This window comes from Streptomyces sp. CA-294286, assembly GCF_050947155.1.
Classification (GTDB): Bacteria; Actinomycetota; Actinomycetes; order Streptomycetales; family Streptomycetaceae; genus Streptomyces.
Genome location: NZ_CP192005.1, coordinates 2,998,590 through 3,024,881, shown reverse-complemented (window position 1 = coordinate 3,024,881; position 26,292 = coordinate 2,998,590). Strand labels below are relative to the sequence as shown.

Sequence of the window (26,292 nt, the reverse complement as noted above, 5' to 3'; positions counted from 1 at the left end):
GGTTAGAGGGCGCCACCGACAACGCCGCCGGACGTGCCCCCGTCCGCCTGGACGTCGAAGGGCTCGCCCGCCGCCGGCACCCCCACCCCGCGCCAGCGGAAGGGCAGGCCCCGGGCCACCTCCAGGTCGGGGTCGTCCATCAGCTGGAAGTGGAGGTGCGGTTCGGTGGAGTTGCCGCTGTTCCCGCAGAGCGCGAGCGGCCGGCCCGTCCCCACCCGGTCCCCTGTGCGCACGGTGAGCGAACCGCGCCGCAGGTGCGCGTACAGGGCGTACGTACCGCCTCCCAGGTCCAGCACGACGTGGTTGCCGACGATGCGGCGCGGCCCGCCGAGCGTCCGTGCGACGCCCTCCACGAGGAGGAGGTACAGCACCCCCGGGAGCGACGTGCGGCTCAGGTGGTCGCGCTGGCGATCCTCGGCGTGCACGACGGCGGCGTCGGCGACGGCCAGCAGCGGCTTGCCGAAGGCGGGGAACTCCTCGTTGCGGCGGGCGAGCGGCCAGAACCACACCGGCGCGGGCCGCCCTCCCCCGGCCGGCTCGGCCAGGACGTCGATCGCGTACGTCTGCCCGTACGTGTGCGTGCCGTGGCTCGGCAGCTTGTCCGCCGGGCTGTTGAGCGCGACCCAGCGGCCGGTCACGGGCGGGGCGACCTCGACGGGTGCCGGAGCCCCCAGCGCGAGACGCCGGCGCCTCGCGTCCTGGAAACGCCAGCCGTTGAGCGCGAGGGCCAGGGCGCACGGGATCCAGCCGGCCAGGTACCCGTACGGCAGCTCCACGAAGAACTGCGCGATCGCCTGTACGAAGAAGTACGCCCACAGGACGCGGCTGAGGTGCAGTGCGGCTCGACGTGCGGTGATGGCAGCCTCCCTCGGACCGTGTCCCGCGGCGGCGGTCCGCGGCGGGTCCCCGTCGGGCAGGGCCCCGGGGTCACGTAAGCAGACCGTCCCCGGTGAGGTTCCGCCGGGGCCCGGTCCGCGCCCCTACGACAACCACATCAGCCCGGCCGCGACCAGTGCCGCCACCAGCACGATCACCGGGCCGAGCGGCATCCCCTGGTCTGCGGGGGTGCTGTCCACGGCGGGACGGGATGCGGGGTCGGCGAGCATCGCGCGGATCCCCTCGGCCGCCCTCCCCGCCACATGGCCCTTGGCGGTACGGCGGTCCAGGCTCGCCCAGCCGGTGGGACGGACGGCGGTCCGCGTGCCGTCGGGGCCCTGGAGAACCAGGCCGTCCTCGCCGCACTCGACCTTCTCGATCTTCGCCCACGGCACCAGCTCGACCCGCCAGCCGCCCGCCACCCACACGCCCGAACGGTCGGCCGTGACACGCCAGTTGAGCGCGGTCGCCGCCCAGGTCAGGGCGAAGGGGAGCGTGACCAGCAGCAGCCAGGTCCGCAGGGTGTGCTCGTTGTCGAAGAGGTTCCAGATCGTCGCCGCCTCGAAGAGGAGGACCAGTGCGCCGGCCGTGCGGCTCACCGGCCCGGCCGACCAGCTCGGCGCGAGAGTACGGGGGTTGCTGGGGGCGGAGGGGTGCGACACGGTTTCCTTCTCGGTGGGCGCCGACCCGGTGGACGCCGACTCGGCGCGTTCGATCGGCTCTACGGTGCGGGAGGAGTGGGGGTCGGGGACGGCGGGGGCGAGAGCCGCCGGGGCGGTGGAGCGTTCGACGGCGACGCGCCCTTCGGGTCCGTCGACGGCGGCGACGTACGTCAACTCCGCTCCCGGGCAGGGAAGTCCGTACAGCACCGCCTCGCGCAGGGCGCCGTGCGGCACCGGTTGTCCTGCCTGCTCCCCCTTGTACCCTCCCCACGACCGGAAGCGCAGCAGCGGCTCGGACGCGGCGTGGTCGTCGGCCGCGTACACGCGGACCCTGCCGTCCTCGGCCTCCCGGACCAGCACGCGCAGCACAGGTTGCGGGTGCCGGGTGAACCGGCGGGCGGCCCATCGGTCGGCGAGGACGTGGACCAGGAGACCGGTGCCGAGCGTCCCGGACACCAGCAGCAGCCAGTTCACCCCGAACGGCCTCTCGGTCGTGCCGACGTACCCCGCCACGGCCAGCAGAACAGCGGCGGCGACCGGCGCGAGAAGCCGGTGGGGCCGGCGTACCGGCACCGGCGGCGGGGCGTGCCGGTACGCACCGGCGGCCGCCGCCGCGTGCGCCCGCCGGCGTGCGCGTGCCCGCAGCCGGTACAGCAGGAGCAGCCCGGCCAGGAGAGCGGCGGCGCCCACCACGGTCCGGGCTGCCGGCCCCGCGCCGGCCACCCCCGCGTCGCTGAGCAGCGCGACGGCGGTCAGCGGTCCGAGCACGGCCAGTGCGAGAGCGGGCCGCCGCAGGATCCAGTACGCCTCCAGGAGCACCAGGCCCAGGAACAGCGTGGTCAGCGTCCACACCCGGACGGTCCCGAAGGGCCACGCGATGCCTGCCGGAAACGAGCCCACGGCTACGGTGCCCTCTCCGGTCAGGGGCACGTACCCGTCGCCGATCTCGACCGCTGCCAGAGCCGGTGCCGTCCTCCCCTCGGACCGGGTGCCCAGAAGGAGCTCCGGCGGCGGATCCGGCAGCAGCCACACCAGCACTCCCGCCAGCACCAGCGTCAGCAGCGGCCATCCCGGGTGCGCCCACCTGCGGGAGGGCACGGCGGTCAGCCAGCGGCGCGCGTCGGCGGACCGCCAGGGGGCGGTGCCCTCGGGTATGCACGCACCCGGAAGCCGCACAGGCGGCGGGAGTTGATCGTTCACCCGCGCATTATGACCACGGAACGCGAGTGCGGCCCCGCCCCGGTCACCCCGGGGTGGGGCCGCACTCCCGCACGCGCCGGACGAGAGCCGTCCGCCGCCGGGCGGGCACTAGGCCAGCAGGCCCGGAATGGTCGCCTCGTGCGCTTCCTTCAGCTCCGCCAGCGGGATGCCGAACTGGCCCTGGACCTCGATCGACGCATCCGCGCCGGAGCCGTCCACGACGCCGATGCGGGCGACGGGCAGACCGCGCGCCCCGCACATGTCGTTGAACCGGAGCTCCTCGCTGCGCGGAATCGACACGACCGCGCGGCCGGCCGACTCCGAGAACAGGAACACGAACGGGTCGATGCCGTCCGGCACCACCAGTCGCGCACCCTTTCCGCCCCGGAGGCAGGACTCGGTGACCGCCTGGATCAGACCGCCGTCGCTCAGGTCGTGGGCGGCGTCGATCATGCCGTCGCGGGAGGCCGAGATCAGGATCTCGGCGAGCAGCTTCTCGCGCGCCAGGTCGACCTTCGGCGGCAGACCGCCGAGGTGGCCGTGCACGACCTCCGACCAGGCGGAGCCGCCCAGTTCCTCGTGCGTGTCACCGAGGAGGTACAGCAGCTGCCCCTCCTCGGCGAAGGCCATCGGCGTACGGCGGGAGACGTCGTCGATGACACCGAGGACCGCGACGACCGGCGTCGGGTGGATCGCGGTCTCGCCGGTCTGGTTGTAGAGGGAGACGTTGCCGCCGGTGACCGGGGTGCCCAGCTCCAGGCAGCCGTCCGCGAGGCCCCGGGTGGCCTCCGCGAACTGCCACATCACGTCCGGGTCCTCGGGGGAGCCGAAGTTGAGGCAGTTGGAGATCGCGAGGGGCTTGGCGCCGGTGGTGGCGACGTTGCGGTACGACTCGGCGAGCGCCAGCTGCGCACCCGCGTACGGGTCCAGCTTGGCGTACCGGCCGTTGCCGTCGGTCGCCATGGTGACGCCCAGACCGGTATCGGCGTCGATGCGGACCATGCCCGCGTCCTCCGGCATCGCCAGGACGGTGTTGCCCTGCACGAAGCGGTCGTACTGGTCGGTGATCCACGCCTTGGACGCCTGGTTGGGCGACGCGACCAGCTTGAGGACCTGCGCGCGCAGTTCCTCGGAGCTTGCCGGGCGGGGCAGCTGGTTCGCGTCGTCCGCCTGGAGGGCGTCCTGCCAGGAGGGGCGGGCGTAGGGGCGCTCGTACACCGGGCCCTCGTGGGCGACGGTGCGCGGCGGCACGTCGACGATCTGCTCGCCGTGCCAGAAGATCTCCAGCTGGGAGCCCTCGGTCACCTCACCGATGACGGTGGCGATGACGTCCCACTTCTCGCAGATCTCCATGAAGCGGTCCACGTGCTGCGGCTCGACGATCGCGCACATGCGCTCCTGCGACTCGCTCATGAGGATCTCCTCGGGCGAGAGGGAGGAGTCGCGCAGCGGCACGGTGTCCAGCTCGACGCGCATGCCGCCGGAACCGGCCGACGCCAGCTCGCTGGTGGCGCAGGAGAGACCGGCGCCGCCCAGGTCCTGGATGCCGTCGACCAGCTTCTCCGCGAAGATCTCCAGGGTGCACTCGATGAGGAGCTTCTCCTGGAACGGGTCGCCGACCTGGACGGCGGGGCGCTTGGTGGGCTTCGCGTCGTCGAAGGTCTCCGATGCCAGGACCGAGACGCCGCCGATGCCGTCGCCGCCCGTGCGGGCGCCGTACAGGATGACCTTGTTGCCCGCGCCGGAAGCCTTTGCGAGGTGGATGTCCTCGTGCTTCATGACGCCGATGCAGCCGGCGTTGACCAGCGGGTTGCCCTGGTAGCAGGCGTCGAAGACGACCTCGCCGCCGATGTTCGGCAGGCCCAGGCAGTTGCCGTAACCGCCGATTCCGGCCACCACGCCGGGCAGGACGCGGCGGGTGTCGGGGTGGTCGGCCGCGCCGAAGCGGAGCGGGTCGACGACCGCGACCGGGCGGGCGCCCATGGCGAGGATGTCGCGGACGATGCCGCCGACGCCGGTGGCCGCGCCCTGGTAGGGCTCGATGTACGAGGGGTGGTTGTGCGACTCGACCTTGAAGGTGACCGCGTAGCCCTGGCCGACGTCGACGACGCCGGCGTTCTCGCCGATCCCGACGAGCATGGCGTCGTTGGCCGGGACCTTCTCGCCGAACTGCCGCAGGTGGACCTTGCTGCTCTTGTACGAGCAGTGCTCGGACCACATCACGGAGTACATGGCGAGCTCGGCGCCGGTGGGACGGCGGCCGAGGATCTCGCGGATCCGGGCGTACTCGTCCTCCTTGAGGCCGAGCTCCTTCCAGGGCTGCTCGACGTCGGGCGTCGAAGCAGCGTGCTTGACCGTGTCCAGGCTCATGCGTTGACCAGCTTCTTCAGGATCGAGGTGAAGAACCCGAGCCCGTCGGTACGGCCCGTACCGATCAGCGGCTCGACGGCGTGCTCGGGGTGCGGCATCAGACCGACGACGTTGCCCGCCGCGTTGCTGATGCCGGCGATGTCCCGGAGCGAGCCGTTGGGGTTGCCGTCCAGGTAGCGGAAGGCGACCCGGCCCTCCGCCTCCAGCTCGTCGAGCGTGCGCTCGTCGGCGACGTACCGCCCGTCCACGTTCTTGAGCGGTACGGAGATCTCCTGGCCGGCCTCGTAGTCGGCGGTCCAGGCAGTCTCCGCGTTCTCCACCCGCAGCTTCTGGTCGCGGCAGATGAAGTGGAGGTGGTTGTTCCGGAGCATCGCGCCGGGCAGCAGGTGTGCCTCGGTGAGGATCTGGAAGCCGTTGCAGATGCCGAGGACCGGCATGCCGGCCTTCGCCTGCTCGATGATCGTGTCCATCACGGGCGAGAAGCGCGAGATGGCGCCGGCCCGCAGGTAGTCGCCGTAGGAGAACCCTCCGGCGAGGACCACCGCGTCGACCTGGTGGAGGTCCTTGTCGCGGTGCCACAGGGACACCGGCTCGGCGCCCGCGATCCGGACGGCGCGGAGCGCGTCCTGGTCGTCGAGCGTCCCGGGGAAGGTGACGACCCCGATGCGGGCGTTGCCGAGGCCCGCAGGGTCTCCGTCGAGGGTGCTGGGAGACGGGAGGGCGGTCACTTCTCTTCCTCCACCTTCACGGTGAAGTCCTCGATGACGGTGTTGGCGAGGAAGGTTTCGGCCATCTCGTGGATGCGGGCGAGGGCGGCGTCGTCGACCGGCCCCTCCACCTCCAGTTCGAAACGCTTCCCCTGACGGACGTCCGCGATTGACTCGAAGCCGAGACGGGGCAGTGCACGCTGCACCGCCTGTCCCTGCGGGTCGAGAATCTCGGGCTTGAGCATGACGTCGACTACGACGCGTGCCACTGGCACTCCCGGTGTGGTGTGGTGCTTAAGGCGGTTTCACCAGCGTACCCGCCCAAAAATTCTACGCGGGTAGATATGTCCCGACTATCCCGTCGGGTGATCACGCTCCGGTATCGGAGCAGACAACGCGGGGAAAAATCGACGAAAAAACAGGCCCTTGCATTGCCCTGGACACGCTGAGGGAATTGACTGGGCTTCACAATGCAATGACTCCCCCTGTACAAAGGAATGCAAGAGAAAGCAACATTGCTCACCACCTCACCAGAAAACGCTGGTGGGCCGACATCACCGCACGTCAGCGCGGTGCCCCCGGCTCCTCGACCGGCACTCGTCCGCAGGAAGGACCGATATCCGTGGCGCAACGCGTAGTGGTCACGCTCTCCGACGACATCGACGGAGGAGAAGCGGCGGAAACGGTGACCTTCGGCCTCGACGGGAAGTCGTACGAGATCGACCTCAATCCCGCCAATGCAAAGAAACTGCGCGCGGCACTGAAGCCGTACGTCGACGCAGGCCGAAAGCACTCGAAGTCGGGCAATGTGTACCGGCACACGGCGGTGGCCCCCGACCCGGCGGCGGTACGCGCCTGGGCGCGGTCGCACCGCATGGAGGTGCCGGCCAGGGGCCGCATCCCGAAGAAGGTCTACGAGGCGTTCGCGGAAGCCTCCTGACCCTCGGCCGCGGCCTCCTGACGGAACGACAGGAGCGAGGGGCGGTCCCGGCCGAGGCCCTCTCGGGGGGCCGCGCGGGTCGGCCGGGAACCGATTTGCATCACACCCCGGTACCTGGGCTAAAGTCTGGAGCACGCCGAAGGGCAAGGCCGCAAGGCCCCGCCCCACGCAGCGTGCGGGTGTAGTTCAGTAGTAGAACATCCCTCTTCCAGGGGGAAGGCGCAGTGTGCAATTCCTGTCACCCGCTCTGCATCGCTCCACCGGTTGCCGGTCACCCCGGCACATCGGGTAAGGTGATGCCGCACCACAGAGCAGTACCAGCACCACCTCGCGGACGTAGCTCAGTTGGTAGAGCGCAACCTTGCCAAGGTTGAGGTCGCCAGTTCGAACCTGGTCGTCCGCTCAGAGACCGAAGGCCCCAGTCATCCGACTGGGGCCTTCGGCGTTCCCGTACCCCGTCATGACATTTGTCATCGGGAGCGATGACAGCCTGCACTGCCGTCGGCGGCGTCCGGGCCCGAGCCTTGAGTCATGACCACGAACGCAGAGCTTGTCATCGACGTCGAAGGGCTGCGGCGGACGTACGCCGGAGGCTTCGAGGCCGTCCGCTCCGTCTCCCTCTCCGTCGCCCGGGGCGAACTCTTCGCGCTCCTGGGGACGAACGGCGCGGGCAAGACCTCGACGCTGGAACTCCTGGAGGGCCTGGCCGCCCCGACCGCCGGCCGCGTCCGGGTGCTGGGGCACGACCCGTACACGCAGCGGTCCCAGGTCCGGCCCCGGGTGGGCGTGATGCTCCAGGAGGGCGGCTTCCCCTCGCAGTTGACCGTGCTGGAGACGGCGCGGATGTGGGCCGGCTGCACGAGCGGGGCCCGCCCGGTCGAGGAGGCGCTGGAGCTGGTGGGACTCGGCGGGCGCCATGCCGTACGGGTGCTCCAGCTGTCCGGCGGTGAGCGGCGGCGGCTCGACCTGGCGATGGCGGTCCTCGGCCGGCCCGAGGTCCTGTTCCTGGACGAGCCGACGACCGGGCTCGACGCCGAAGGGCGGCGCGCCACCTGGGAATTGGTACGGGACCTGCGCGACGAGGGCACGACCGTACTGCTGACCACGCACTACCTCGAAGAGGCCGAGGAGCTGGCCGACCGGCTGGCGATCATGCACGAGGGACGGATCGCCGCCGAGGGCCGGGTGGACGACGTGGTGGCCGCGCACCCCTCGCAGATCAGCTTCGAGCTGCCGTCCGGCTACCACCTGGGCGACCTGCCGCCGCTGGGCACGCTGGGCGTCACCGAGCACCACCTGGACGGCCGGACCGTGAAGCTGTCGACCCAGCAGCTCCAGCGTGCGGCGACCGGCCTGCTGGTCTGGGCGGACGGCGCGGGGGTGGAGCTGCGCGGGCTCGACGTGCGGTCTGCCTCGCTGGAGGAGGCCTTCCTGCACATCGCGCGGGAGGCGAAGGAATCGACGGGCACGACGGCGAACACGACGAGGGACGAGGTGGCGGCGCGATGAGCGGCACGCTGACGCAGGCAGGTCACACAGCGGCGACGACGGAGCCGCGCACCACTGCCGCGGGCCGGATGAAGGCTCTCGGCCGGGCCGAACTCACCCTGCTGGGGCGGCAGAAGGCGGGCCTGGTCACGCTGCTGGTGATGCCGGTCGTCCTGACCGTCGCGTCCCTGTCGGCCGCACAGGGCATGGATCTGGAGCAGTACGGGCTGTCGCTCGGCACGATGCTGATCCCGACAGCCCTGACGTACGTGCTGATCGTCAGCATCTACAGCACGCTGGTCGGCACCTACGTCACCCGCCGCGAGGAGCTGGTGCTCAAGCGGCTGCGGACCGGGGAGCCCGGTGACGTGGAGATCCTGGCCGGCACCTCGATCGCCGCGCTCTCGGCCGGGCTGGCGCAGTGCGCGGTGCTGCTGATCGCGGGGGTCCTGCTGCTGGACGTGGACATGCCGTCCAACGTGCTGTTCGTGGCCGGCGGCGTGCTCCTCGGAACCGTGCTGGCGCTGCTCCTCGCCGCGGCGACCGCGTGCTTCACGAAGTCCACCGAGGGCGCGCAGCTCACCATCGCGCCCGTCATGTTCCTCTCCATGTTCGGCTCCGGGCTCTTCTTCCCGCTGGACGCCCTCCCGGACACCGCCGCCACCCTCTGCGAACTGCTGCCGTTCTCGCCCGTGGTGGAGCTGATGCGCGGCGGCTGGACCGGCAGCCTGAGCGGGACCGGGGCGCTCGGCGCCGTGGCCGTCGCGGCGGCCTGGATCGTACTGTCGGTGTTCACGATCAGGAAGTGGTTCCGCTGGGAGCCGCGGCGGTAGTACCGACGAGCGGCTCCCTGCCCGGAAGTGCCCCACGGCACTCCGGGCAGAACCGGTTTCGAGGAGGCGGGACGGGAATGAAGGCTTTCTGGCGCGGACGCGGGCGGGCCGCGAAGATGGACCTGTACATGCGGGTCACGCTGTACGTGCTGCCCTGGTTCATGTGCCTCGGCGTCCTGGGGCCCTTCCCCGCCAACCTGGTGCTGGAGCCCGGTCCGGTCGCCATGGCTCAGGGCCTCTTCGCGGTGGTCCTCGCGCAGACCGTGCTCTCGATGCACGCCGTCAGGCGCGGCTTCGCCCACCGCCTGCACGGGGCCTCGCCCGCCCGTGTCACCGCCGCGGTCTCCATGGTGCTGGGCACTGCCGTCCTCGTCCTGGCCGTGATACTCCAGGCCACCGGCGGGCTCAGTGCCAGGAAAGACGACAGCGGGGACTTCATCATGCTCCTCATGTTCGGCCTCACCCCGACCGCGGTCTCGGTGTGCGCCCTGTCGACGGCACGACGGCTCGCTCTGGCAACGGGGGTGCTCGCGCTGCTGGCCGCAGGGGCGGTGCACGCCACGACTCAGGATCTCGGACTCGGGGTGGCCACCGGGATGGCGATCCTGCTGGCGGGCTTCTACGGACTGGCCGCCTACCGCTCGTCGCTCTGGTTCGCGGGCATGGCCTGGGAACTGGAGCGGGCCCAGGCCACCCAGGCCCGCCTCGCCGTCGCCGAGGAGCGGCTGCGGTTCGGCCGGGACCTGCACGACGTGATGGGCCGCAACCTGGCCGTCATCGCCCTCAAGAGCGAACTCGCCATGCAACTCGCCCGGCGCGGCAGGCCGGAGGCGGCCGAGCAGATGGCCGAGGTGCAGCGGATCGCCCAGGAGTCGCAGCGCGAGGTGCGGGAGGTCGTTCGGGGGTACCGGGAGGCCGACCTGCGCAACGAGATCGAAGGGGCGCGAGGGGTTCTGGCCGCCGCCGGCATCACGTGCACGATCGACGACGCGCCGGCCTCCGGCCTGCCCACCGGGGTGCAGTCCGCGCTCGGCTGGGTCGTCCGCGAGACCACCACCAACGTCCTGCGGCACGGCAACCCGAAGAGCTGCACGCTGCGCCTCACCGCGGACGGGCTCAGCGCGGTCCTGGTCGTCGAGAACGACGGGGCGACGGCCGCTGCCGCCGTCGGTGCGACCGGCTCCGGTCTGGCCGGGCTGCGCGAGCGGCTCGCCGCCGTGGGCGGCACGCTCGCCGCGGGGGCGACCGCCAAGGGCACGTTCCGGGTGACGGCCGAGGTGCCGCTGAGCGCACCGGACCCATCCACTCCCCCCGACGAAGGAAAGATCGGCCCCATGAGCCCGCAGCCCGCAGAACCGCCCGCGCCCGCCACCGGCGCGAAGTTCCTGAGACTCTTCGGCCGACCGAAGGCCGGTGCCGCATGAGCGCCGTGCGCATCCTGCTCGCCGACGACGAACACCTCATCCGGGGAGCGCTCGCCGCGCTGCTGGCCCTGGAGGACGACCTGGAAGTGGTCGCCGAGGCCGCCACCGGGCACGAGGCCCTGGCGATGGCGCTCCAGCACCGGCCGGACGTCGCCGTGCTGGATCTGCAGATGCCGGGGCTGGACGGTGTGGCGGTGGCCACACGGCTGCGGACCGATCTGCCGGACTGCCGGACCATGATCGTGACCAGTCACGGGCTGCCGGGCCACCTGAAGCGGGCGCTCGCGGCGGGCGTGCGGGGGTTCGTGCCCAAGACGGTGAGCGCCCAGCGACTGGCCGAGATCATCCGTACCGTACGGGCCGGAAACCGCTATGTGGACCCGGAGTTGGCGGCCGACGCGATCGCGGCCGGGGACTCACCGCTGACCGTGCGGGAGGCGGAGGTGCTGGAGCTGGCCGCGCACGGAGCGCCGATCGCGGAGATCGCCGCGCGTGCGGCGCTGAGCCAGGGCACCGTCCGGAACTACCTGTCGTCGGCGGCGTCGAAGCTGGGGGCGGAGAACCGTCATGCGGCGGTGCGTCTCGCACGGGAGCGGGGTTGGGTATAGTTGTCCTCGCGCCACGGCGCAACGCGGACGTAGCTCAGTTGGTAGAGCGCAACCTTGCCAAGGTTGAGGTCGCCAGTTCGAACCTGGTCGTCCGCTCCGCGCAAGAAGGCCCCGGTCATGGCGACCGGGGCCTTCTTCGTGTCTGCTACGACCAGCTCAGGCCGGTCAGCCGCTCGTACGCCTCGACGTACTTGGCGCGGGAGGCGTCCACGATCTCCTGCGGGAGGGCGGGCGGCGGGCTGTCGGACCTGGGGTCCCAGCCGGAGTCGTCCGAGGTCAGCCAGTCGCGGATGAACTGCTTGTCGAAGGACGGCTGCGCGCGGCCCGGCTCCCAGCTGCTCGCCGGCCAGAACCGCGAGGAGTCCGGGGTGAGGACCTCGTCGGCGATGACGAGGCGGTCCTCGCCGTCGGCCACCGTCTCGTACCCGAACTCGAACTTGGTGTCCGCGAGGACGATGCCCCGGTCGCGGGCGATGTCGCGGGCCCGGCCGTACACGGCGAGCGTCGTCTGGCGCAGCAGGGCGGCGGTCTCGGCGCCGACCTGGCGGGCGACCTCCTCGTAGCTCACGTTCTCGTCGTGATCGCCGACGGCCGCCTTGGTGGCGGGCGTGAAGATCGGGCCGGGCAGCTCCGAGCCGTTGACCAGGCCCTCGGGCAGCGCGAGGCCGCAGACCGTACGGGAATCCTGGTACTCGACGAGACCGGAGCCCGTCAGGTAACCGCGGGCGACGCACTCGACGGGGACCATGCGCAGCGACTTGCAGACCAGGGTGCGGCCCGCCCAGTCGGCCGGGGCGCCCGCCGGGACGTCGGTGGACAGGACGTGGTGCGGGACCAGGTCCTGGAGCTGGTCGAACCACCACAGCGACAGCTGGGTGAGAATGCGCCCCTTGTCGGGGATGACGCTGGGCAGCACCCAGTCGTAGGCGCTGGTGCGGTCGCTGGCGACCATCACGAGGTCGCCCGCCTCGTTCCGGTACAGGTCGCGCACCTTGCCGGTGTGCAGATGTACCAGGCCCGGCACCTGCTGGGGCTCGGGCTTTACTACGAATCCGGACACGGTTCCTCCCCGTGGTTATGGCCGATCGAGCACGATTCTCCCGTACGGGAGAGGGAAAGGCCCGGTCAGGGTGGGTTCCGCCCGCTCGGGGCCGGTGCGCTCGCCTCCCGGGGGAGGGATCAGGTGCCCTTGGCGACGCGGTCCAGGAGGTTCGCCGTCGCCTTCTGGATGCGGGAGTCGACGTGACCGGGACGGTCCAGCGCCGGGGACCAGGCGAAGGTTCCCGACGCGAAGACGAGTGCCCCGCTGGGCGCGCGGTACAACGACGTCTCCTGGTGACGTAGCGCACCCTCGCTGTCCCGGTAGGGGGAGTGCGCGAGCAGGATGCGGCCGCAGTGCTGGGGGAGGGCGGTGCGCGGGAAGTAGCGGTCGGCCTCGCCCGCGACCAGGCCCTCGATCTCGTCGCCCTCGCCCGCGCCGGTGTTCTCCCACAGCCAGTGCTCCGCGTTGCGCACGACGAGCGCGCTGGGCTCGGGGACCCGTCCGGCGTACTGGATGCCCAGGAGCTGCTGCTCGGGCCTGTCCACTTCGCGCCAGAGCGCGGCCTTTCCGGGGGCGCGGCGCTTGTGGCAGGTCAGCAGGCGGTCGGGGACGCCGGAGGGCGAGGGGGCGAGGTCGACCTGCCAGTACATGGTGTTGGCGGAGAGGAAGACCAGGGAGGTGCCCTGGTCGCGGGCGCGCTCGGCGGCCCGGCGCATGGGCACCGACCAGTACTCGTCGTGGCCGGGGAAGATCAGGCCCCGGTAGCGGGAGGTGTCGATGCGGCCGGCGTGCAGGTCGCGTGCGTCGGCGTAGGCGAGGTCGTAGCCGTACCGCTCGGCCCATCGGATGAAGTCGTAGGCGTGCCCGACGTGCAGGGGCAGTCCCTGGCCCGCGTACGGCCGGTCGAAGGAGACGGTGGTGGCGGCGTCCTCCTCGCCGAGGAGACGCCCCCGCTCGTCCCAGGCGTGGTAGAGGCTGGCGCCGGTCCGGCCGTCCTCCGGGTAGAGGTTGTACGCCTGCCAGGTGATGTCGGGCATCAGGAGCAGGTAGTCGGCGGGGCGGTCGTCGCGGACCGTGAACGGGATGTGCGAGCGGTGGCCGTCCGCGCTGGTCAGCACGGCGACGTACGCGCCGAGGCTCCAGTACTCGGGGATCTGGAGCCGCCAGGACTGCCACCAGTGGTGGCACGAGACGGTGCGTTCGGCGGCCAGCGGGGCGGGCTGGACGATGCCGGACAGCCGGGGACTGGTGTCGACCTTGGTGGCGCCGGCGCCGCTGTAGTGGCCGATCCGGTAGACGTACACGGAGAATTCCTGCGGCGGGTTGACCGTGACGTGGAAGTCGACCGAGCCGCCGGGGGAGACCGATCCGGACGAGGTGAAGCCCTTGATCTGGCAGTTCACGTCGTCGGCCGTACGGGGCCCCGAGGTGCGGCGCGGCTGCGGGACCCGGGCGCCGGTGGCCGGATCCAGCTCCGCGTACCAGGGGACGACCGCGCCTTCCTCGTCCAGGTACTGGTCGCCGCCGCGCAGCCACGGCAGCGGGCCCTGTCCGAACGGGTCCGAGACGGCGTGCGCGAGCGCCCCCGAGTCCCAGCGAATCTGCTCCGCCCCCACGTCACATCCCTCCCTCGGCCCCCCGGGAAAACTTCGGATCCCTGGAGTCACAGGGGTGCAGCACCTGTCAGCTCCAGGAGCCCAGCACATCACATAACGCACTCACTCCGTCACCGTTCGTCGCGAATTGGCGTGAACCGGAACTCGGTGCTCCGTTCGTGGGACCCGTCGGCGGGTCTGCGGCGACGCGCGGACGCGGTGTGCTGACGGGTGCTCACACCAACCGCACCGGCTTCTCCGGCCGTACGCCGACCGCCGTCAGCCAGCCGCGCAACGGGACCGGATCGCCGTCCTCCACCAGACTGAGGACGGGCCCGGTGAGGTCGGAGCGGCGCTTGCCGCCGACGAGCAGGGACGGGCCGTCGAGCCAGTCCAGGCCGGGGGCCGCGCCCGCGGTGTCGACCGCCGCACAGCAGACCATCGCGGTGACGTGGTCGGCGAGCAGGTCGCGCCCGGTGCGCGGCGGCTGGATGGGGAAGACCGGCAGCGAACCCTCGGCCCAGGCCGCGCTGTCCTCCCGGCCCCCGCCGAGGGGCACCGGGGCGGCCGGCGGCGCGGCGGCCTCGTCGCGGGCGGCCTCGGCGGCGATACCGGCGGCGAGGGCGTCGGTGCGCTCCTCGTCGGGGCGCCCGTCGTCGGGGCCCGGGGCTCCGGTCAATGGCACCGGAGCGGCGGCGAGGTGGTCCATGACGCGGGCCAGCGTGGGGCTGCCGGTGGCGGGCGTACGGTCACGGCCGGTGCCGTCGTGGCGGGATCCGGCACCCACGGTGTCGGTGTCCAGGGCGTCCAGGACGCGGTGCAGCCGGGCAGCCTCGGTACGCCACTTCCGGTCGACGACTTCCTCGGGGTACGCCTGCCAGTCCACCGGGGACCAGTCGGGGCCCGGGGCGGCCGGGCCGCCGTGGAAGAGCCGGGCGGCCAGCAGCGAGACGGTCCCGTCCACGGTGCCGGGCTCCTCCAGCAGGTCGCAGGCGGGGCGTTCGCCGAGCCGGGAGGCGAACTGGTCGGCGAGGCGGTCGCGGCGGGACAGCTCGGTGAGGGCGGAAACCACTCCGGCGTCGAGCCGGGAGGGCCAGCGGCCCATCCGCCAGGCGGGCAGCGCGACCCGGGTCAGCAGCCGGTCCCAGCCCGCGTAGGCGAGGCCGACCTGCTCCTGCGCCACGATCCGCAGCCCGTAGTCCACCGTCCGTGCACGCTCGGACGCGGCGGCGGCGACGCCCCGCTCCAGCTGGGTGATGTGCTCGCGGCAAGCACCGAGCAGGAGCCGGGAGATCCGCCCCAGGGGGATCAGCGCGACCCGCCGCACGACACCGCGGCCGGGCTCCGCGGCCACCGCGGCGGCCGCGTCCAGGCCCCGTACGAAACGACGGGCGGCGGCTATGTCGGGATGCGCGGCGGGGCCCGTACCGGCCACCACCGGGGCGAGGACCGCCCGCAGCTCGGCGACGCGCATCCACCACAGGAAGGGCGACCCGATCACGAGAACCGGGGCGGGGGCGCCGACCCCGCTGCGTATGGACTCACCGGACGGAACTCCTCCCGCGGCCGAGGCCGCCCCACCGGTCGCGGACGGTCCACCGGCGAGGGCCGCGCCCCCGGCGGCCGGGTGGGAGCGGTCCTCCAGCCAGCTGTCGCAGTCCGGGGTCAGGGCTATCGCGGACGGGGCGGGAACCTCCAGCCGCTCCGCCAGGTCCCGCACCAGCCGGTACAGGTCGGGCGCGGACGACTCGGACAGCTCGACGGTCGGCGTCACGGCGGGCCGCGCACGCGCGATCACCGCGGCGACCACCAGGGCGACCAGCAGCACGGCCAACGCGACCGCGGACACCGTCCAGCGCGCCACGTCCCAGCCCACGCCCGTCAGCCGCCCGGACGCGCCGCCGACCAGCAGCACGACGGCCACGGCGGCCGGCAGCAGGGACGCGGCGAGCGCCCGGCTGCGCACCCGCAGCACGGCGAGCGCCCTGGCCCGCGCGGCCTGCGCACCCTGTTCCGCACCCAGGTCGTCCGGGGAACGCGGCGCACTTCCGCCGGGTCCCGTACCGGAGCCAGGATCCGCTCCGGAGCCGGACCCTGTTCCAGAACCGGACCGAGAACCGGGGCCAGTGGAACTGGCACCGGAGTCAGACACACCGGACACGACCGGATTCACCCCCTCTGCCCTGCGACGGGTTGTTCACTCCCCACTGTGGCACCCGCCTCTGACATCGCAATGTCGATGGGCCAAGTGCCGGAACGCCTGCGCGGCACCCTAGTTGGGGCTTCGGCACCCGTCATCCGGATGGGCGAGCCGTCACCCGATGGAATGGCTTTGGGTAAAGGTGCTGGCTTCTGGGGTGAACCCGGGAACGGGATACGGCAAGGAAGACGGGGAGGGGGCGAGGACGGAACGCGTAACCGGGAGCGGTGGGCGGGACAGGTGGGTGGGACGGGCCGGGTGGGTGGGTGGATGGGTGGACCGGACGGGTGGGTGGGGGGGTGGTGGGACGCACGGGCGGGTTGACTGCGCGGATGGGTGGACCGGACGGATGGGTTGGCTGCACAGGTGAGTGGACCGGCGGGCAGGTGGACGGGCGGGTAGACCGCACGTGAGGACGCGTGGTCGAACCGGTGCGGAGGGAAGCGGGCACCGTCGGTGGGGCCGGGCGCGTGCGGGTGGGCCGACCGTGCGGGTGGAAACAGGCGCGGGTGGTGGGGCCGGGCGCATGCGGGCCCGGACCTGGGGGGTGGGGGCGCATGCGGGCCCGGACCGGGGCGGTGGGGGCGCATGCGGGCCCGGACCGGGGCGGTGGGGGCGCATGCGGGCCCGGACCGGGGCGGTGGGGGCGCATGCGGGCCCGGACCGGGGCGGTGGGGGCGCATGCGGGCCCGGACCGGGGCGGTGGGGGCGCATGCGGGCCCGGACCGGGGCGGTGGGGGCGCATGCGGGCCCGGACCGGGCACGAGCGGAGGGAAGCGGAAGGAAGCAGACACCGACGCTCGCGCCGGGCACGTGCGGGCCCGGGCCGGACCTGGGCGGTGCGGCCGGGCACGTGCGGGCCCGGACCGGGCACGCGCGGTAAGGGCCGGTCACATGCGGTGCGACCGGACACGGGCGGTAAGGCCGGACACATGCGTCGGGGGCCGGGCAAGCCGAACAGCCGGAGCCCGATCGGGCTCCGGCTGTTGCTCCCCGCCACTTCCCGACGGGGTTCCCGCTCAGCCCTGCGGGGTCCGCACGTCCGCGTCCGCCGCCGCCTTCGCCGCGATGTCGGTGCGGTGCTGCGAGCCGTCGAGCCGGATGCGCCCCAACGCCCGGTACGCCCGCTCGCGTGCCACCGTCAGGTCGGCGCCCGTGGCCGTCACCGACAGCACTCGGCCACCGGCGCTCAGGACCGCGCCGGAGGCGTCCTGCCTGGTGCCCGCGTGCAGGACGTACGCCTCGGGGGCGTCCTGTGCGGCCACCTCGTCGAGGCCCTCGATCGGGTCGCCGGTACGCGGGGTGCCGGGGTAGTTGTGCGAAGCGACGACGACCGTGACGGCCGCCTCGTCGCGCCAGGCCAGCGGTGGCTGGACGTCCAGGGTGCCGTTGGCCGCGCCCAGCAGCACGCCCGCGAGGGGCGTACGGAGGCGGGCCAGGACGACCTGGGTCTCGGGGTCGCCGAAGCGGGCGTTGAACTCGATGACCCGCACCCCCCGGCTCGTCATCGCCAGTCCCGCGTACAACAGCCCGGAGAACGGCGTGCCGCGCCGCCGCAGTTCGTCGACGGTCGGCTGGAGAACGGACTCCATGACCTCGTCGACGAGCTTCGGGTCGGCCCACGGCAGCGGCGAGTACGCGCCCATCCCGCCGGTGTTGGGCCCCTCGTCACCGTCCAGGGCCCGCTTGAAGTCCTGGGCGGGCTGCAACGGCAGGACGGTGACCCCGTCCGTGATGGCGAAGAGCGACACCTCCGGCCCGTCCAGGAACTCCTCGATGACGACCCGTTCACAGGCCAGCGCGTGCGCCCGCGCCTGCGTGACGTCGTCGGTCACGACGACGCCCTTACCCGCCGCGAGGCCGTCGTCCTTCACGACGTACGGGGCCCCGAACGCGGCCAGTGCGGAGTCGATCTCCTCCGGCGTCGTACAGACGTAGCTGCGTGCGGTGGGCACACCGGCCGCCGCCATCACGTCCTTGGCGAACGCCTTGGAGCCTTCCAGTTCGGCCGCCTCCTTGGACGGCCCGAAGCACGGGATCCCGGCTTCGCGCACGGCGTCGGCGACCCCCGCGACGAGCGGGGCCTCCGGGCCCACGACGACGAGACCGGCGTCGAGTTCGGTGGCGAGGCGCGCCACGGCGGCCCCGTCGAGGGCATCGACCGGGTGCAGCTCCGCCACTTCTGCGATGCCGGCGTTGCCGGGGGCGCAGTAGAGGGCGGTGACGTCGGGGTCGAGGGACAGAGAGCGGCACAGGGCGTGTTCGCGGGCGCCGCCGCCGATGACGAGGACCTTCACGGGGTGCAGCCTAGAGCCTGCACGGAGACGGGGACGCACGGGGCTGGAGATCCCGCCGACACGGCGCCGAATCGCCCTTTGTGGTTTCCTACGACGCCCCGCCCCTTGGCGGCCCCTCACGCCCCGCCCGAAGGGACCCTGACCCGCCCCGAGTGGGTCCTGACGTCTTCCCCGGACAGGCCCCGCGACACCCGCCCGTCCCGAGTGGGCCTGACGCCTCGCCCGAGCGGGCCTTGACGCCGCACCTGGTGACGTCTCGCCCGTACGGGCCCTGGACACCTCCTCCCCCCGAGCGGCCCACATCAGGCCGACCGACCGGCGTCCCACGGCCAACCGACCGCCGTCGGACCGGGAGGGCAGCCGGATCGGCCCCCTCCGCGCGAATTGCGTCACGCCTCACGGTCGGGGCCGGCGTCGCGCTTCCCGGACGACCGCGACACCTCCCCGGCCCACCGGCGCTACTCGTTCCAGCCGGGGCCATGCTGCTCGTTCCCACCAGGGCCGTGCTGCTCGTTCCACCAGGGCCGCGCTGCTCGGTTCCACCAGGGCCGCGCTGCTCGGTTCCACCGGGGCCGCGCTAGTCGTTCCACCGGCCCGCGCTACTCGTCCCCACCGGAGCCGTGCTATTCGTTCACGTACTCCTCGACGACGGTCGCCCCCAGTTCCCGCACGATCAGGTCGTGTCCGGACAGCGCCGAGTCGACGAGATCCGGATCGTCGTCCTCCGGCATGTCGTCCTCGACGGAGACCGACTGACGCTGCACGGGGTCGCGCCGCGACGGCGTCTCGGCAGCGGACGGGGGCCCCTGGTACTGCCCCTGCGAGGGCTGTGCGGGTGCCTGCGCGGACGCTCCCGGCTGCGTCGGGGCTCCCCCGCCGCCTCCCTGCGGGGCCGCCGCCCGGGGAGGCCGTGCCGCCGCCGGGGCAGGAGCCGGAGGGGTCGCCGGAGCACCTCCGTAACCGCCACCGCTGTTCCCACCGCCGAAGCCGCCACCACCGCCACCGAAGCCGCCACTGCCCCCGCCGAAGCCACCGCCGCCTTGACCCCCGGGGGGACCGGCGGGCTGGCCGCCTCCCCCGCCGTTCGCGTCGACGACGGATTCGATCCGCCACTGCACCTGGAAGGATTCGGCGAGAACCTGCTTCAGTACGTCCTCACTGCCGCTGCTGGCGAAGTTGTCACGGGCGCCGGCGTTGATGAACCCCACCTGGAGGGTGGTTCCGTCGAAACCGACGACCTGGGCGTTCTGGCTGAGCAGGATCCAGGTGAACCGGCGCTTGTTCTTGACCGCCTCCAGGATCCCGGGCCACATGTTCTGCACCTGGGCGGCACCCTGCGCCGCGGCCGCACCGGGACCCGCCGCCGGAGGGGCAGCGGCGGCGGTGGCCTGCGGCTGGCTCGGCTGCGGTGCCACCGGCTCGGGCCGGCCCTGCCCCGGGGCGGACGCGGTGGGCCACCCGCCGGGTCGACGAGCGGGAGCGGCGGGTGCTTCGGCAGCAGGCGCGGGCGGAGTCGGGGCGTGCGGGATCGGGGCGTGCGGGGCCGGAGCCTGGGCGGGCGGGGCCTCCGGCGCGTGTGCAGGCGGCGCCTGGGCGGCCACGGGGGCCGGAGCCACGGGGCCACCGGGTGCCACGGGCGGACCGGAGGCAGCAGGGGAGGACCCGCGCCCCGCCCCGGCACCGGGGGCACCCCCCGGCACGGGCGCCGCGTGCGCCTCGGGCCCGGGTACGTACCCCATCGCGGGCATCCCCGGCATCGCTCCGCCCGCGACGAAGCCGCCCGCTGCGGGGCCGCTGCGCTCCAACCGGTCCAGCCGGGCCTGCACGGAACGCTCGTCGTCGAAGGCCGCGGGCAGCAGCACCCGCGCGCAGATCAGCTCCAGTTGCAGCCGGGGCGAGGTGGCCCCGCGCATCTCGGTCAGCCCGGAGTTCACCAGGTCCGCGGCCCGGCTCAGCTCAGCGGCGCCGAAGACGGACGCCTGTGCCTGCATCCGTTCGACCACGTCGACGGGTGCGTCGATAAGCCCCTTCTCCCCCGCGTCCGGGACCGCCGCCAGGATCACCAGGTCGCGCAGCCGCTCCAACAGGTCCGCCACGAACCTTCGGGGGTCGTTGCCGCCCTCGATGACGCGGTCCACGACCTCGAAGGCCGCGGCCCCGTCCCCCGAAGCGAACGCGTCCACCACCGAGTCGAGGAGCGACCCGTCCGTGTAGCCGAGCAGGGCGGTCGCCATGGCGTACGTCACGCCGTCCTCGGCCGCGCCGGCGAGCAACTGGTCCATCACGGACATCGAGTCACGTACGGAACCGGCCCCCGCCCGCACGACCAGCGGCAGCACTCCGTCCTCGACCGGAATGCCCTCCTTGCCGCACACCTCGCCGAGGTAGTCCCGGAGCGTGCCCGGCGGCACGAGCCGGAACGGGTAGTGGTGCGTCCTCGACCGGATCGTCCCGATGACCTTCTCGGGCTCGGTGGTCGCGAAGATGAACTTCAGGTGCTCCGGCGGCTCCTCGACCACCTTCAGCAGGGCGTTGAAGCCCGCCGAGGTGACCATGTGCGCCTCGTCGATGATGTAGATCTTGTACCGGCTGCCGGCCGGCCCGAAGAACGCCTTCTCCCGCAGGTCGCGCGCGTCGTCCACACCGCCGTGCGAAGCGGCGTCGATCTCGATCACGTCGATGGACCCGCGGCCGTTGCGCGCCAGGTCCTGACAGGACTGGCACTCCCCGCACGGAGTGGGCGTCGGCCCCTGCTCACAGTTCAGACAACGCGCCAGGATGCGCGCGCTGGTCGTCTTTCCACAACCCCGCGGCCCGCTGAACAGGTACGCGTGGTTGACCCGGTTGTTCCGCAGGGCCTGCATCAGCGGGGCAGTGACATGCTCCTGCCCGATGACCTCGGCGAACGACTCGGGGCGATAGCGGCGGTACAGCGCAAGGGACGACACACATACGAGGTTATCGGGACCCACTGACAACCGGCCCCGCCCCGGCCCGGAGGCCATCGCCCGGGAACGCAAAGACCCCCCACGCACCCGCCAGAGCCAACCTACCCTTGCTGCCTTCCGGCCCTGGGGGAGTTCAGTCAGATAGCGCCACGTGAGGGGCTGATGCCCACCCTAGCCGATCCCCTCCCCCCAAATCGACCCGCCCCCACCTGCGCATCCCCCCGAACCCCCTCCCGGCCCCCCACCCACCGAACGCGGTCGCAAGCACTCCCCAACGTCTTGTATTGTTTGCGGCGGAGGATTCGCCTAGTGGCCTAGGGCGCACGCTTGGAAAGCGTGTTGGGGGCAACCCCTCACGAGTTCGAATCTCGTATCCTCCGCACCCGCCCATCAGGGCAGACGAAGGCCCCGACCGGTTCGCCGGCCGGGGCCTTCGTCGTTGTTCTCAACCCTCGCTGTCCTGGTTTTCGTCCGCACGAGGGGGCCGGGGTTTCCCAGATGGCGTCTGCGATCTTCCGGGTCAGTCCTGGAGCATGGCCTCCGGGACATGGAGGTACCGCGCCAGCGTCCGGGAACCTCACTCATGACTTCTGCCAAACACCCGGGCGCTGTAATAATTCCTGTACTACATTGATGGCATGTCGACCCAGCGTGCGGGACACACCGAGAACGTATCCGTCTCCCTGCCGGCCGATCTGCTCTCGGCTCTCCGAGAGCGGACGGGGAAGCGCGGCCTGTCGTCCTACGTCACCGACGCAGTACGGCACCAGCTGGAGATGGACGGGCTGACGGAGATCGTCTCTGCCCAGGAGGCGGAACACGGCCCACTGACCGAGGCCGAGATCGAAGCCGCAGCCCGGGAACTCTTCGGCCACGCCGACGACGCGGGACAGCACGCCGCATGAAAGAAAAGAAGTGACCGCGCGCTCGGTCGTGTTGGACTCCCAGGCGCTCTCCCTGCTGCTTCGTCACGACCGCGCCCTGACGGCACGCATCGAAGCGACCCGCCGAGCACGTATCCCGGTCCGCGTCTCGGCGCTGACTGTCGTCGAGGCGGTGCACGGCAAGTCCGACCTGCCTCGCCTCCAGTGGTACCTCGCCCGCCTGCGGCTGGAGCCCGTGACGCCGGAGGACGCGCTCGCTGCCGTGAGCCTGTTGCGCGACGCCGACGGACTGCACGGCCACAAGTACGCGATCGATGCCCTGGTCGCCGCCATGGCCCTCCGCTCGCCTTCCCCTGCCCTGGTCCTCACCTCGGACCGCGACGACTGGGCCCGGCTCTGCGGCGACCGCGTCATCATCCGGGACGTCTGACGCCGTCGCGTGACGCCGCACGGAAGCCGCTGTCGACCGCACCGGCCGCTCAGATTCGTGGTTGCAGTTCTGGTTGCGTTCACCGGCGTACAGCACCGTTCACAAGCCCCACCGTCCCCGCCTCCACCGCAGGTCAGGACGTTCCCGTACGTTCCCAAACGGACGAACATCTGGAAAGCGTGTTGGGGGTAACCCCTCACGAGTTCGAATCTCGTATCCTCCACAGCTAGAAGGCCCGGACCGGTCAATCGGTCCGGGCCTCCCGCTTTTCCAACCGTGATGCGTGGCAACGTGAACCGGAGGGCGGCGCCGTACGACGTGCAGGTGCCGGAGGGGCGGCTGTTCCTGCTGGGCGACCACCGGGTGAGCGCGAACGACGCACGGTTCTTCCTCGCCAACCGGTCGGGAAGTATCGGGGGCTTCGGGGGTGGTGGGACGTGTGGAGAACGGGTTCCCCGGGTGGGTGGTGCCGGGGTCGCTCGGGATCCTGGGGGACCTGTCCGACACGGCGATCGCTGGATCCGCGGCCGGGCGGCGGGCCCGGACGCATGGGCCGTACGCCGACCGTTGAGCGGTCGGCGAGCCCCACGAGACATGTGGTGACGCAACCGCGGAATCGGGCCGTACGCCGGTCCGTGATGCCTGTCGGCGCCGACGGATGTGGGCGGGGGCACGGCAGGGACCGAGGGTTACCGGAGGTCGGTACGGGGGCTGGCACCACCTTTGATCGGCCGGGCGGCACCATCCTCATCGGGCGCCGGTTCCGGGATCGTTCTCCTCATCAGCACGGAACGTTGCGAAACGTCCCCACCGCGATGATTCGAGGCCCGCCATGACCACCGTCTCCCTCTCTGCCCCCGCTCCTGCGGACGCCGCGCCCGTCGGCGGCTTCTTCCAGGCCCCGTTCGCCGCGGCCACGTACCGGGAGATCGGGTACGTGCTCACCTCTTTGCCGGTGGCGGTCGTGGGGTTCGCCTTCGCCGTGTCGATGTTCGCCGCGGGGGCCGGGCTCGTCGTCACGGTTCTCGGGCTGCCGGTGCTGGCCGCGATGCTGGCGGGGGCGCGCGGACTCGGCGCCGCCGAACGCGGGAGGGCGCGGCACGGGCTCGGACTGTACGTGGAGGGGCCCGAGCCGGTGGCGCGGGCCGAGGGCCGCGGGTTCTTCGCGGCAATCGGCAACCGCCTTCTGGACACGGCCGGTTGGAAGGCGCTGCTGTTCCAGGTACTGCTGTTCCCGTGGCGGCTCTTCAGCTTCGTGACGACGGTGACCATCTGGTCCGTGGGCTGGGCGGTCGCGCTCCTGCCCGCGTACAACTGGGTCTTCGCCCGCTACATCGACGGCTGGACCGGCTACCGGGTGTACGACTTCACCGCCGGCGGCGTCCGCCACACGTACGACGTCACCTCGCCCGTCCAGCTCGCCGCGGTGTCCTTGGTGGGGTTCGCGATCGTCTTCCTCACCCCGAAGGTAGTGCGCGCCCTGACGAGCGTGGACCGGGCGGCGGTACGGGGGCTGCTCGGGCGCTGAGCGCCCCCGCGGTGCGGCGCGCAGGATCCCGGACCGGGCGACTCCGGTCCGGGATCCTGCGCTTCGGGCCGGGCGGGCGGGCCCGTCATGTGTCCGAACTTCGGTCGCCCTGTCCCGGGTGCCCACCTGTCCCGGACAGGTGAACGACGAAGGGCGGGGGAGAAACCGGCTTCGGTCCTCCCCCCGCCCTGTGCCGTGCGGCGGGCGTCCTTGCGTGGTTCTGTGGGCCGCGCTGCGAGGGTTCTGACTCTTCTGACTCGGCGGCTCGCCGCCGAGTCCCAGACCCCAGCCCGCGCGGCGCAGGCCCGGAGGTCAGGCCCCCGCGTCAGGCCCGCACGTCAGGCTCGGACGTCAGGTCGCCCGGTTCGCCGCCGCTCTCGGTGTCAGGGTCGCGGGTCGGCCTTGCGGCGGCGGACGACGAAGACCGCGCCGGCGCCGAGTGCGATCGCCGCGCCGGCCGTGAGGGCGAGCTGCGAGGTGCCGGAGGAGCCGGTCGCGGCGAGGTTGCCGGAGGCGTCCGTGGTGACCGGCGTGACCGGCGTGGCGGACCGGCCGCCCTGCGGGAGGGTGACCTTGGTGGTGTCCTTCACCTTGCCGGGCTTGGACTCGGTGACCTTGCCGGGCTTGCTGCCCGCCGCGAGGATCGAGAAGTTGTACTCCCTGAAGTCGTTGCCACCACAGGAGCCGTCGTTGTTCCAGTAGTCACCGGCGACGAAGCCGTAGCCGTCGGCCGCGGGGGCCTTGGCGTCGACGATCAGCCGCAGCTTCAGGTCGGCGGAGGCGCCGTCCTTCAGGTGGGTGAGGGTGCCCGCGTACGCGGCTGCCTCGACGTCCTTGAAAGAGTTCGAGCCGGCCGTGGCGGCCTGGAGGCGCAGCAGCGAATCGACGTCGCCGGAGCCGGACTTCGGGTCGGCGAAGACGGCGGCGAACGGCTGGACCTCGTCGAGTTCCTTGCCGGTGCCGTTGGTGACGCGGAGGGTGAAGTCCACCGTCGTACCGGCGACGACCTTCGACGGCAGGCCGTTGAGGGTGGTGGTGAGGGAGCTGTCGACGACGCACTCGTCGTCCTCGCCCGGCTCGCCGGGCGGCTCGGTCGGGTCCACCGGCGGCTTCGTCGGCTCCACCGGCGGCTTCGTCGGGTCGACGGGGGGCTGGGTCGGGTCGGGCTTGGCGGCCTCCGCCTCGGCGGCCTTCAGCGCCTTGTCGGCGAGGTCCTTGACCGCCTTGGCGGTCTCCAGGGCCGCCGCCGCGGCAGCGAGCTTGCCGACCGCCTCGACCCGGGCGTCGTCACGGTGAGCGGTCCGAGGCGGACCGGAAGCACGTGGGGGAGCGAAAGAGTGGGGCGCCGCTGCGGAGCCCTGCTCACGCGGGCGGCTGCTGGGAGATCGTACGGCCGGGCAAGGAGCCGGGGTAAGGGGAGTCCACCCGCGGTGAACGAACGGCGAGACAAACCCGCTGACCGAACGCGGACGTTCCGGTCAGTTGCCCGCGGGGCTGCCGCATTCTTTGTGAGGTGTTTCACAAAGGGGTGCGCGGGCGGGTAGTCATGCGGTGCACGGGCGGTTGGTCATGGCGTGCACGGGCGGTTGGTCATGGCGTGCACGGGCGGGTGGTCACGCGGTGCACGGGCGGGTGGCAAGGGGTGGCTCGCGCGCTCGGTCGGGGCCGCGGCCGGAGCCCACGTCGAGGCCGGAGCCCACACCGAGGCCGGAGCCCACACCGAGGCCGAGGCCCACACCGAGGCCGGTGGGATCGCCGAACGTCACCGAACGGGGTGCTGCCTGGGGCCGAGGCCGGTGAGAAGGGCCGAACCTCCCGACCGGTGTCGTACGCGGCTCCGCGCACGCGCACGCCCTCCGCACCCCGCCGACTCTGTCCACGTACGCCCCGTGCCGCGCACCAGCTCCGCACGCGCACGCCCTCCGCACCCCACCCTCGGCCTACGCACGCCCGCCGCACCCCGTCTCTGCCCACGCACGCCCCGTGCCACGCACCGACTCCGCACCCGCACGCTCGGCGCGCGGACCCCGACTCCGCACCCGCACGCCCCGTGCCGCACCCCGACTCCGCACCTGCACGCCCCATGCCACGCGCCGACGCCGTACTCGCACGCCCCGTGCCACGCATCAACTCCGCGCCCGCACGCCTCGGGTGACTGAGGAGCGCCATTCGGCCGTCGTCGCGGGCGGACGGAGTGACACGTATCGACACTCAGGCCCACGAGTTACGACGTAACCATTCCCAGAAGCCTCAAGAATCG

At 72.4% G+C, this 26,292-nt stretch carries 19 protein-coding genes, 4 tRNA genes and 1 other RNA gene; 12 read left to right on the top strand and 12 right to left on the bottom strand.

The window, feature by feature from the left end; genetic code table 11:
• Positions 1-2: 2 nt before the first annotated feature.
• From ACQPZG_RS18200 to purS, 5 genes are all read right to left on the bottom strand, one after another.
• The gene (locus ACQPZG_RS18200) at positions 3-857 is read right to left on the bottom strand and encodes a M23 family metallopeptidase (protein WP_433549453.1); all 855 of its coding nucleotides are present in this window, start codon (positions 855-857) and stop codon (positions 3-5) included.
• Positions 858-980: 123 nt separating this feature from the next.
• Positions 981-2,738: a hypothetical protein gene (locus tag ACQPZG_RS18195; protein WP_433546798.1), complete on the bottom strand. Its 1,758-nt coding sequence runs from the start codon at positions 2,736-2,738 to the stop codon at positions 981-983.
• Positions 2,739-2,846: 108 nt separating this feature from the next.
• Positions 2,847-5,108 (bottom strand): phosphoribosylformylglycinamidine synthase subunit PurL, encoded by a 2,262-nt coding sequence (gene purL, locus ACQPZG_RS18190; protein WP_433546797.1) that lies wholly within the window; start codon positions 5,106-5,108, stop codon positions 2,847-2,849.
• The gene (gene purQ, locus ACQPZG_RS18185; RefSeq protein WP_433546796.1) at positions 5,105-5,836 is read right to left on the bottom strand and encodes a phosphoribosylformylglycinamidine synthase subunit PurQ; all 732 of its coding nucleotides are present in this window, start codon (positions 5,834-5,836) and stop codon (positions 5,105-5,107) included. The genes purL and purQ overlap by 4 nt, the downstream gene beginning before the upstream one ends.
• Positions 5,833-6,084, bottom strand: coding sequence for a phosphoribosylformylglycinamidine synthase subunit PurS (gene purS / locus ACQPZG_RS18180; protein ID WP_433546795.1), 252 nt, complete (start codon positions 6,082-6,084; stop codon positions 5,833-5,835). Before purS ends, purQ begins: the two co-directional genes overlap by 4 nt.
• 353 nt (positions 6,085-6,437) lie before the next feature.
• Here purS and ACQPZG_RS18175 point away from each other — a divergent pair, with 353 nt between their 5' ends.
• The 8 genes from ACQPZG_RS18175 to ACQPZG_RS18140 all read left to right on the top strand — a co-directional run bounded on the left by ACQPZG_RS18175 (position 6,438) and on the right by ACQPZG_RS18140 (position 11,204).
• On the top strand, positions 6,438-6,755 hold the full coding sequence (locus ACQPZG_RS18175; protein ID WP_433546794.1) for a histone-like nucleoid-structuring protein Lsr2: 318 nt from the start codon (positions 6,438-6,440) through the stop codon (positions 6,753-6,755).
• A gap of 175 nt (positions 6,756-6,930) precedes the next feature.
• Positions 6,931-7,002, top strand: a tRNA-Gly gene (locus tag ACQPZG_RS18170).
• A gap of 83 nt (positions 7,003-7,085) precedes the next feature.
• Positions 7,086-7,158, top strand: a tRNA-Gly gene (locus ACQPZG_RS18165).
• Between the two features lie 128 nt (positions 7,159-7,286).
• Positions 7,287-8,264 carry an ABC transporter ATP-binding protein gene (locus ACQPZG_RS18160; protein WP_433546793.1) on the top strand — a complete coding sequence of 326 codons (978 nt, stop codon included), beginning with the start codon at positions 7,287-7,289 and terminating at the stop codon, positions 8,262-8,264.
• On the top strand, positions 8,261-9,076 hold the full coding sequence (locus ACQPZG_RS18155; protein ID WP_433546792.1) for an ABC transporter permease: 816 nt from the start codon (positions 8,261-8,263) through the stop codon (positions 9,074-9,076). The genes ACQPZG_RS18160 and ACQPZG_RS18155 overlap by 4 nt, the downstream gene beginning before the upstream one ends.
• 77 nt (positions 9,077-9,153) lie before the next feature.
• A complete protein-coding gene (locus ACQPZG_RS18150) occupies positions 9,154-10,500 on the top strand; it encodes a sensor histidine kinase (protein ID WP_433546791.1) in 1,347 nt (448 codons plus the stop codon).
• Complete coding sequence (locus ACQPZG_RS18145) at positions 10,497-11,108, top strand: response regulator (protein WP_433546790.1); 612 nt, start codon at positions 10,497-10,499, stop codon at positions 11,106-11,108. The genes ACQPZG_RS18150 and ACQPZG_RS18145 overlap by 4 nt, the downstream gene beginning before the upstream one ends.
• A gap of 23 nt (positions 11,109-11,131) precedes the next feature.
• Positions 11,132-11,204 (top strand) — tRNA-Gly (locus ACQPZG_RS18140).
• A 49-nt stretch (positions 11,205-11,253) separates the two neighbouring features.
• Here the strand turns inward: ACQPZG_RS18140 and ACQPZG_RS18135 are convergent.
• The 6 genes from ACQPZG_RS18135 to ffs all read right to left on the bottom strand — a co-directional run bounded on the left by ACQPZG_RS18135 (position 11,254) and on the right by ffs (position 21,354).
• Positions 11,254-12,168: a phosphoribosylaminoimidazolesuccinocarboxamide synthase gene (locus tag ACQPZG_RS18135; RefSeq protein WP_433546789.1), complete on the bottom strand. Its 915-nt coding sequence runs from the start codon at positions 12,166-12,168 to the stop codon at positions 11,254-11,256.
• Positions 12,169-12,287: 119 nt separating this feature from the next.
• Positions 12,288-13,766, bottom strand: coding sequence for a N,N-dimethylformamidase beta subunit family domain-containing protein (locus ACQPZG_RS18130; protein ID WP_433546788.1), 1,479 nt, complete (start codon positions 13,764-13,766; stop codon positions 12,288-12,290).
• Between the two features lie 214 nt (positions 13,767-13,980).
• Positions 13,981-15,768 carry a hypothetical protein gene (locus ACQPZG_RS18125; RefSeq protein ID WP_433549452.1) on the bottom strand — a complete coding sequence of 596 codons (1,788 nt, stop codon included), beginning with the start codon at positions 15,766-15,768 and terminating at the stop codon, positions 13,981-13,983.
• A gap of 1,196 nt (positions 15,769-16,964) precedes the next feature.
• Entirely contained in the window at positions 16,965-18,242 is a 1,278-nt protein-coding gene (purD, locus tag ACQPZG_RS18120; protein WP_433546787.1) for a phosphoribosylamine--glycine ligase, read from the bottom strand.
• Between the two features lie 623 nt (positions 18,243-18,865).
• On the bottom strand, positions 18,866-21,190 hold the full coding sequence (locus tag ACQPZG_RS18115; protein WP_433546786.1) for a DNA polymerase III subunit gamma and tau: 2,325 nt from the start codon (positions 21,188-21,190) through the stop codon (positions 18,866-18,868).
• Positions 21,191-21,257: 67 nt separating this feature from the next.
• Positions 21,258-21,354: signal recognition particle sRNA small type (gene ffs / locus ACQPZG_RS18110), an RNA gene on the bottom strand.
• A 131-nt stretch (positions 21,355-21,485) separates the two neighbouring features.
• On the opposite strand from ffs, the gene ACQPZG_RS18105 reads away from it, so the two are divergent.
• The 4 genes from ACQPZG_RS18105 (at position 21,486) to ACQPZG_RS18090 (ending at position 24,032) form a co-directional block, all read left to right on the top strand.
• A tRNA-Ser gene (locus tag ACQPZG_RS18105) sits at positions 21,486-21,570 on the top strand.
• A 258-nt stretch (positions 21,571-21,828) separates the two neighbouring features.
• The gene (locus ACQPZG_RS18100; RefSeq protein WP_405779050.1) at positions 21,829-22,095 is read left to right on the top strand and encodes a hypothetical protein; all 267 of its coding nucleotides are present in this window, start codon (positions 21,829-21,831) and stop codon (positions 22,093-22,095) included.
• A gap of 10 nt (positions 22,096-22,105) precedes the next feature.
• Complete coding sequence (locus ACQPZG_RS18095) at positions 22,106-22,504, top strand: type II toxin-antitoxin system VapC family toxin (protein ID WP_433546785.1); 399 nt, start codon at positions 22,106-22,108, stop codon at positions 22,502-22,504.
• Between the two features lie 832 nt (positions 22,505-23,336).
• A complete protein-coding gene (locus ACQPZG_RS18090; protein ID WP_433546784.1) occupies positions 23,337-24,032 on the top strand; it encodes a sensor domain-containing protein in 696 nt (231 codons plus the stop codon).
• Positions 24,033-24,415: 383 nt separating this feature from the next.
• Here ACQPZG_RS18090 and ACQPZG_RS18085 read toward each other — a convergent pair whose 3' ends face one another.
• Positions 24,416-25,156 (bottom strand): LPXTG cell wall anchor domain-containing protein, encoded by a 741-nt coding sequence (locus tag ACQPZG_RS18085; RefSeq protein ID WP_433546783.1) that lies wholly within the window; start codon positions 25,154-25,156, stop codon positions 24,416-24,418.
• Between the last annotated feature and the right edge of the window lie 1,136 nt (positions 25,157-26,292).

Bases quoted from the DNA above. Each gene is read 5' to 3' on its own strand.
- purL (WP_433546797.1), bottom strand. From the start codon at position 5,108: ATGAGCCTGGACACGGTCAAGCACGCTGCTTCGACGCCCGACGTCGAG.
- ACQPZG_RS18145 (WP_433546790.1), top strand. From the start codon at position 10,497: ATGAGCGCCGTGCGCATCCTGCTCGCCGACGACGAACACCTCATCCGG.
- ACQPZG_RS18155 (WP_433546792.1), top strand. From the start codon at position 8,261: ATGAGCGGCACGCTGACGCAGGCAGGTCACACAGCGGCGACGACGGAG.
- ACQPZG_RS18090 (WP_433546784.1), top strand. From the start codon at position 23,337: ATGACCACCGTCTCCCTCTCTGCCCCCGCTCCTGCGGACGCCGCGCCC.
- ACQPZG_RS18100 (WP_405779050.1), top strand. From the start codon at position 21,829: ATGTCGACCCAGCGTGCGGGACACACCGAGAACGTATCCGTCTCCCTG.
- ACQPZG_RS18150 (WP_433546791.1), top strand. From the start codon at position 9,154: ATGAAGGCTTTCTGGCGCGGACGCGGGCGGGCCGCGAAGATGGACCTG.
- ACQPZG_RS18160 (WP_433546793.1), top strand. From the start codon at position 7,287: ATGACCACGAACGCAGAGCTTGTCATCGACGTCGAAGGGCTGCGGCGG.